Annotated in this window: 1 pseudogene; it reads left to right on the top strand. The window is 34.2% G+C overall.

The features are described 5' to 3' along the window. Positions 1-82 precede the first annotated feature (82 nt). Positions 83-1,224 (top strand): annotated as a pseudogene (locus OCL94_RS13140) (IS3 family transposase). The last annotated feature ends 118 nt before the right edge of the window (positions 1,225-1,342 follow it).

The following is a 1,342-nucleotide window of genomic DNA, read 5'->3' as shown; positions in this document are numbered from 1 at the left end:
TGATGTTAGACTAATTAACGGACACAGTGAATTGATAATAAATAAGTTATAATAATAATATCAATTTACGGGAGTGTCTGTCATGACTAAAAGAAGATATGATCATAATTTTAAGATGGAAGCGATACAACTAGTTGAATCAGGTAGAAAAGCTACTGAGGTCTCAAGAGACCTAGATATTCCAATTCAAACACTGTCAAAATGGCTAAGTAAGTATCGTGAAAATGGTGAAACTGCTTTTGTTGGTAGTGGGAAAATGACACCTGCCAAACAAAGTGAAGTTGATTTACAAAGAAGGCTTAAAGAACTGGAAGAAGAAAATCGAATACTAAAAAAGGCTATGCACATCTTTGCCAAAGACCAGAAGTAATATATGACTTCATAGACAAACACCGTCACGAGTTTCGTGTGACTAAGATGTGCGAAGTATTAGGTGTTTCGAAAAGTGGATACTATGACTGGAAAAAGCGTGAAGATTCATCACAACAAAAGCGACGTGAGGCATTAAAAAAGGAAATTTATAAGATTTATATTGGAAGTCAAAAAAGATATGGCAGCCCAAAAATCACAAAGAAACTGAGGGAACAAGGACATAACGTTTCTCAGCGTACAGTCACAAGATTAATGAAAGATATGAATATCAGATCTATTACAAAGAAGAAATACAAAGCAACAACAAACTCAAAACATAACCTGCCTATCTATCCAAATTTATTAAATCAGCAATTTAAAGTTGAAAAACTAGGAGTTGCCTGGGTGTCGGATATCACTTATGTATATACGCGTGAAGGTTGGTTGTATTTAGCAACAGTAATGGATCTATTTTCCCGAAGAATCATAGGTTGGGCCATGTCGAGTAGAATGTCAAAAGAACTAGTAATATCAGCATTAGAAAGAGCATACGTGACGCAAGAGCCTAAGGCTGGATTAATTCATCATTCAGATAGAGGTAGTCAGTACGCGTCAGTAGAGTATCAAAAGAAACTAAGAGAAAAAGAAATAACTACAAGTATGAGTCGTAAAGGAAACTGTTACGACAATGCTTGTATAGAATCATTCCACAGCATAATAAAAAAAGAACTGATTCATCACTGTGATTACAAAACGCGTAATGAGGCAATGTTTAGTATTATGGAATATATCGTAACCTTCTATAATTCAACAAGAATTCATTCAACATTGAACTATCTAAGTCCAATTGACTTTGAAAAGAAATATGCATAAATTAACCTGATTAAAAATGAACTTATACGAATTTTATAAGTTCGTTTTTGAACAGGCTACCGAGCGAAGAGAGGTAAAGTTATAAATTCACTGTGTCCGATTTCTTGACACAAATCCA

The sequence above is a fragment of the Macrococcus capreoli genome (genome assembly GCF_025628935.1).
Lineage (GTDB): Bacteria > Bacillota > Bacilli > Staphylococcales > Staphylococcaceae > Macrococcoides > Macrococcoides capreoli.
This window is presented reverse-complemented; position numbering and strand designations above follow the sequence as displayed.